Source organism: Micromonospora sp. AMSO1212t (genome assembly GCF_008868145.1).
GTDB classification, from domain to species: Bacteria; Actinomycetota; Actinomycetes; order Mycobacteriales; family Micromonosporaceae; genus Micromonospora; species Micromonospora tulbaghiae.
On record NZ_WBKS01000209.1, the window covers coordinates 1 to 5,960 of the forward strand.

General features: G+C 75.4%; 4 protein-coding genes. 2 read left to right on the forward strand and 2 right to left on the reverse strand.

Translation table 11 applies throughout. The features are described from left to right. The first annotated feature begins 1,826 nt into the window (after nt 1–1,826). Together F8279_RS28850 and F8279_RS28855 are read left to right on the forward strand one after the other, a co-directional pair. Entirely contained in the window at nt 1,827–2,264 is a 438-nt protein-coding gene (locus tag F8279_RS28850; RefSeq protein ID WP_091426209.1) for a hypothetical protein, read from the forward strand. Nucleotides 2,265–2,418: 154 nt separating this feature from the next. Then, nucleotides 2,419–3,669 carry a phosphatidylserine decarboxylase gene (locus F8279_RS28855; protein ID WP_091426211.1) on the forward strand — a complete coding sequence of 417 codons (1,251 nt, stop codon included), beginning with the start codon at nt 2,419–2,421 and terminating at the stop codon, nt 3,667–3,669. Between the two features lie 64 nt (nt 3,670–3,733). Here the strand turns inward: F8279_RS28855 and F8279_RS28860 are convergent, their stop codons facing one another. Next, nucleotides 3,734–4,648, reverse strand: coding sequence for a phosphatidylcholine/phosphatidylserine synthase (locus F8279_RS28860; RefSeq protein WP_091426213.1), 915 nt, complete (start codon nt 4,646–4,648; stop codon nt 3,734–3,736). A 345-nt stretch (nt 4,649–4,993) separates the two neighbouring features. Further along, nucleotides 4,994–5,905: an NUDIX hydrolase gene (locus tag F8279_RS28865; protein WP_091426215.1), complete on the reverse strand. Its 912-nt coding sequence runs from the start codon at nt 5,903–5,905 to the stop codon at nt 4,994–4,996. Nucleotides 5,906–5,960 lie beyond the last annotated feature (55 nt).

Consider the following 5,960-nt stretch of genomic DNA (forward strand, 5'->3'; position numbering starts at 1 on the left):
TCGTCGGCAGCGTCAGCTGTGTATGAGAGACAGCCGCCGCCCGGCGGCACGCCGTTCGGCGGTCCACCACCCGGTGGGTACGCCCCACCGCCCGGCGCCGCGGGCTTCACCACCCGGTACGGCCTGGTACGCCCCCGCGAGGGCCGCTACCTGGCCGGGGTGTGCGCCGCCATCGGCCGGGCCACGAACACCGACCCGGTGCTGTGGCGCGTGCTGCTGGCCGTGCTCGGCTTCTTCGGCGGCATCGGGATCATCGTGTACGTCGCCGGCTGGCTGATCATCCCCGGCGAGGGCGACACCGCCTCACCCGTGGAGGCCATGCTCGGCCGGGGCCGGTCCAGCATGTCCCCGATCACGGTGATCGTGCTCGGCATCGTGGTGGCGCTCGGCTTCGCCTACGTCGTCACCGACGGGTTCCGGGCGATCCTGCTCGGTGCGGTGATCCTGATCGGCGGAGCGCTCCTGCTCAACCGCGAGCAGCGTGGCCCGGCGCAGCGGCCGGCTCAGCCGGTGCCCCCGCACGGTCCCTCGCCGGGCCCGGTGCCACCGGTGGCCTGGCCCGCACCATCGGCCCCGGCGCCGGGTACGTGGACCGCGGCTCCCCCCGCGGCACAGTGGACCGGCACACCCGCCGGACCGGCACACCCCGGGGCGGTTCCGTCCAGCGGACTGCCCGCCGAGCCCGGCTACCCGCCGCCCGGCCGGCCCGAGCCGGGTTTTCCCCCGGCGCCCGGGTCCGAGCCCGGCTACCCGCCGGCCTCTGCGTCCGAGCCGGGCTACCCGCCGGTGTCGCCGTCGGAGCCCGGCTACCCGCCGGTGTCGCCGTCCGAGCTGGAGCGCCCGGCGACGTCCGACGCCGAGCGCGAGCCGGGCCACCCCGGGCCCGCGACCGGCTACCCGACGCTGCCGGCGCCGGGCTGGCCCGCCGCGGCCGGCACCCGGCCGGGCCCGTCCGAGCCGACAGTCGCGATGCAGCAGGTGACCGGCCCGGTCGCCGACACCGCCACCTGGCCGGCCTACGGCGCCGGCCCGGCCTGGCCGGGCGCACGGGACGCGGGCGCCCGGCTGGACGAGCCGGCCGCCGTGCCGCCGCCCGCGCCGGTGGGCGCACCGCTGCCGCCCGGCGGGTACCGGCCGCCGTTCGCCCCGCACGGCCCCTACGCCGGATCGCCGCCCGTCCCGCCACCGGTCCGGCCGCCGCGACCGCCGAAGCGGCCCAAGGAGCGCTCGCCGCTCGGCGCGATCACGTTCTCGCTGATCTTCCTGGCGCTCGGCGTGGTGGCCATGCTCGACCTGCTCGACGTCTTCCCGGTCGGCGCCGCCGGCTACTTCGCCGCGGTGCTCGCGACCATCGGCCTCGGCCTGCTCGTCGGCACCTGGTTCGGCCGGGCGCGCTGGCTGATCGCCCTGGGCCTGGTGACAGCGGCGGCGCTCGGCATCGCCACCGTCGCCGAGTCCTACGACCGGGTACGCGGCATCGACGGCAACGTCACCTGGGCGCCGACCGACCTGCGCGACCTGGCCGACCGGTACGAGAACAACCTCGGCGACGCGACGCTCGACCTGCGCGGGATCGACTTCGACAAGCAGGACGTCCAGGTGACTGTCGACGTCAACCTCGGCAACGCGACTGTGGTCGTACCGCCGAACGTCGACGTGACCACGGTGGCCGACGTGAACGCCGGCGACGCCACGGTCTTCGGCCGGCGCAGCGGCGGGCTCGGCGGTCGTCAGTGGGAGACCACCGACCCGGGCGCCGACGGTCCCGGTGGCGGCAAGCTGCGCCTCTACGTCCACGTGAACGCCGGCAAGCTGGAGGTGACCCGGTGAAGGCACACCGTACCGACATCGTGTCGTTCGCTTTCGGACTCGTCTTCCTCGGCCTGTCCGTCTGGTGGCTGCTGGCCCGGATCCTCGGCCTCTCCGTGCCCCCGGTCGGCTGGTTCCTGGCCGGCGGGCTGGTGCTGATCGGCCTGCTCGGGCTGATCGGCGCGCTGCGCTCGGGCCGCGCCCCGGAGCAGCCCGGGCCGCAGTCCGCGCCGGAGGTCACGGTCGCGGCGCCGTACGGCTCCCCGGCCGTCGGCGCGGAGACGGCCCCCGGCGCGGAGACGGGTGCCGGCGCGGAGACGCCCGACGGCGCCGACGAGTGGGCCACCGCGGCCACCACCGATTCCTCGGAGCCGGCCACCCGCGAACTGCCGCCGCTCGATCCACCGGCCGACGAGACGGCTCCGCAGCGCCGTACGCCGGGGGATCCGGCCTGACCGCGCCACTGCGGAGCCCTTCGGACGCGGCCTATGCTGGTCGGCGGAGATCTCGCCTCCGCCGGCCGGCCCGCGCCCCCGACAGGGCGGAGCCGCCGGTCGGGTCGCCGGAGCCGCCCCGTCCGTTCGCTATCTCGTCAGGAGCCCGTCCGACATGACCCAGTCCCCCGCCGTGCGCGTCACCGGTCCCTCCGGTGCGGTCCGCATCGGCGAGCGCGCCGCCCGCACGCTCGTCAGCGAGTTCGCCCGGCGTAACGACCCGAAGGCCGGCCTGCTCGTCGGCGCGACCCCGGAGTCCGCGGTGCTGGCCTCCGCGATCGAGGCGCTGCTCCCAGGCGACCGGCTCACTGTGGTGCCGGCGGAGGGCGCTTCGGCGGCGGCGCTGCGCGAACACGTCACCGCGCAGGGCCGATGGGTCGACGACCGGGTACGCGTGGTCGACACCCTCGCCGAGGCGGACGCCGCCGCCGCAGTGGTGGTCGTCGCCGAGCCGTTCACCGGCACCGCGGACGAGGCGCGCGCCGCGATCGACGGGCTGGCGAAATACCTCGCCGAGGGCGGGGTGCTGAGCGTCGCCGCGCCGCTGTTCCGCACCGAGGGCGCCGACGGCGAGCTGGACCGGCAGGGCGTGCTGCACGGCGTGCGCACCGACCTGGTGCTGCGCAACACCCCGCCGGTACGCGTGCACCACCTGCGTTTCACCGCGGCGCCGGTCGCGCTCGCGGCCTCGCTGTCCCCGGCGTACCGGCCGTCGAGCGTGCCGCTGACCCGGGGCATGCACATCGACTCGAACGGGGTGGCCGCGGCCGGCATCACGCTCGGCCTGGCCGCCCTGGCCCGGGCCACGCGGCCGAAGTCGAAGCTCTGGCTGCTGCCGGCGCTGGCCGCCGCTCCGGTGGCCGCGTTCTTCCGGGACCCGGAGCGGGACGTGCCGGAGGACCCGTCGGCAGTCGTCGCCTCGGCGGACGGTCAGGTGCTGTCCGTGCAGCGCCTCCAGGACGAGCGCTTCGGTGACGGCGAGTGGCTGCGGATCGCGGTCTTCCTCTCGGTGCTGGACGTGCACGTCAACCGCGCTCCGGTGGCCGGCAAGGTGGTGGACTACTTCGTCGCCGACGGCGGGTTCGTCAACGCCATGAAGCCGGACGCCGAGCACAACGTGGCCGCGTACACGGTGCTGGACACCGACCACGGCACCGTGGTGGTGGCGCAGCGCACCGGGCTGATCGCCCGCCGGATCGTGCAGCGGGCACCCGTCGGGTCGCTGCTGGCCCGGGGCGAGCGCTTCGGCCTGATCCGGTTCGGCTCGCGTACCGACGTCTACCTGCCGGCCGACGCCGCGGACCCGCTCGTCGGTCCGGGCGACAAGGTGGTCGGCGGCGCGACTGTGATCGCCCGCTGGCGCTGAGCGCAGGACACGAAGAAAAGGGGCGCCGCTCTCGCGGCGCCCCTTTTTGTCTGTCGTTCTCGGGTCAGGCGGTACGGCGCTGGTGCAGCCAGAGCAGCGGCCCGCTGACCAGGTAGCCCACCACCACGAGGGCGAACGTGAGCCGGATGTCGACGAGCGCGCCGACCACCGGAGCCAGCCAGAGCCACGGCGGCAGCTTCAGCAGCCGGGCGAGCTTCGCGTACGGGAAGCTGGACACCATGGCGAAGGCGAGCAGCGCCACGGCGGCCACCATGACCAGGCCGGGGACCGGCACGCCGATGGCCACGGTCAGTGCGAGCACCGCTGCCGCCATGGTGGTCGGCACGCCGCAGAAGAAGCGGCCGTCCTTCGGCGAGACGTTGAACCGGGCGAGCCGGACCGCCGCGCACGCGGCGACGAGCGCGCAGGACACCGCGGCGGCCGCCGGGGGCGCCGAACCGGCGAGCGAGGCGTAGACCACGACCGGTGCGGCGAGGCCGAACGAGCACATGTCGGCGAGCGAGTCCATCTGCGCGCCGAACGGGCTGGCCACGCCGAGCTTGCGGGCCAGCGCGCCGTCGAGGCCGTCGAACGCGACGCACGCGATCAGGAAGATCGCGGCGATCTGCACGTCACCGCGCATGGCCAGGAAGATGGCCAGCATGCCGAGCATGAGGCTGCTCAGCGTGCACGCGTTGACGAGCGCGAACTTGGCCCGGCGGGCGGCGGTGCGCTCACCCGGCAGAAGCGGGATCGACATCGCCGGGGACTCGTCGTCGACCGGGGCGGCCGGCGCGAGCGCCGGGCTGACCGGGCGTACCGCCTCGATGTCGGTGTCGAGCCGGCCGTAGCGCAGGCGCTGGCGGTCGGCGTAACGGTGGTCGGGGGTGACCAGGTCGGTCCCCGAGACGGTCGCGCCGTCCCGGCGGCCCACCCGGACCAGCAGCACCTGGCGGGCGAACGTACTGCTGCGGCGCAACCTGCCCGCCCAGCGACGCCCTGCGGGGCGCGGACTGTCAGTCGTACGACGCCGGCGCCATGGGGCTCTCGGCACGTTTCCTCCATCACCGGATCGGCTGGCCGCCCATTGCGGGGCGGGTGTCCGGCTGTCTCGTGCCGGACCTTTCGGGTCCGGCAGCCCTTTTGCGGAGTACACCATTGCACAGGGGACAGGGGCTTGGCGATAGCTGCCGGCGGTACTTATATCTCCCTTAACCGCGCGAACCGCCCACTCATTCCCATCTCGGGCCGCAACGCCCGTTTTCGTCGGTCAGCCGTACTTCCGACTGTACCGGAGGTCACCCAGGGCGGCTCGGCGAGCGATTCAGGTCACCCGCTGCCCGGTGGCCCGAACGGCGACGTCGGTCATCGACAGGGCCGTGACCTGTTCCGGGGCGAACCAGGCGGCCCGTGCGGTCGAGCCTCCCGCCAGCTCCGTCACCACCGCGTCGGTCGGCGCGTCCACGCGTACCCGGTAGATCACCCGGACGCCGTGCCAGTCCAGCGGGCGGCCCTCCGGACCGAGCGCGGCCGGGTTGTGCAGGTTGTCCACGGCGATCAGGTCGACCACCCGGCCCAGCTGCCCGGCCTCCTCGACCAGCTCACGCAGCAGCCCGGCGGCGGGCTGCTCGCCGTGGTCGGTGCCACCCCCGGGCAGGTGCCAGCGGCCCGCGCCCGGATAACCGTCGGCGATCATGGTGAGCAGCACCCGGTCGGCGGGATCCGTGACCAGCCCGTACGCGGCGAAGCGCTGCCGGCGGTCGGCGGCCGGACCGGCCGGTTCGGCGGGCAGGCCCCGGGGCATGTCGGCCGGCAGCGGGGACACCGGCAGGCCGAGCAGCTCGGCGGTGAACACCATCAGCGGGAGGCCGGCGGCCTCCTCCGGGGTGAACCAGCCCACCTCGTCGGTGCCACCGGCCGGTTCGGGTCGCAGCCGCCCGCCCCGCGCCTCGACCTCGAAGATCAACCGGTCGGTGTGCATCGCGACGTCCTCGGCGCGGAACGCGGCCACGTCGGCGACGGCGGCCCGGATCGCGCCGGGCGCCACGGTCAGCCCGGTCTCCTCGGCGAACTCGCGTACCACGGTGTCGGCCGGGTGCTCCGCGTGCTCGACGCCGCCGCCGGGCAACTGCCACACCCCCGGGTACGGGCACCGCGCCGCGCCGCGCGCGAGCAACACCCGCCCCTCGGAGTCCCGCAGCATCCCGTAGGCCCCGACCCGCCGCCGCTGCTCCACAGCACCCTCCCCCGCCCGCGCGCCCCCGCGCACTCCCCGCGCCCCGCTCCGTCGA

Coding starts and splice junctions, on each gene's coding strand:
- F8279_RS28855 (WP_091426211.1), top strand. CDS start 2,419: ATGACCCAGTCCCCCGCCGTGCGCGTCACCGGTCCCTCCGGTGCGGTC.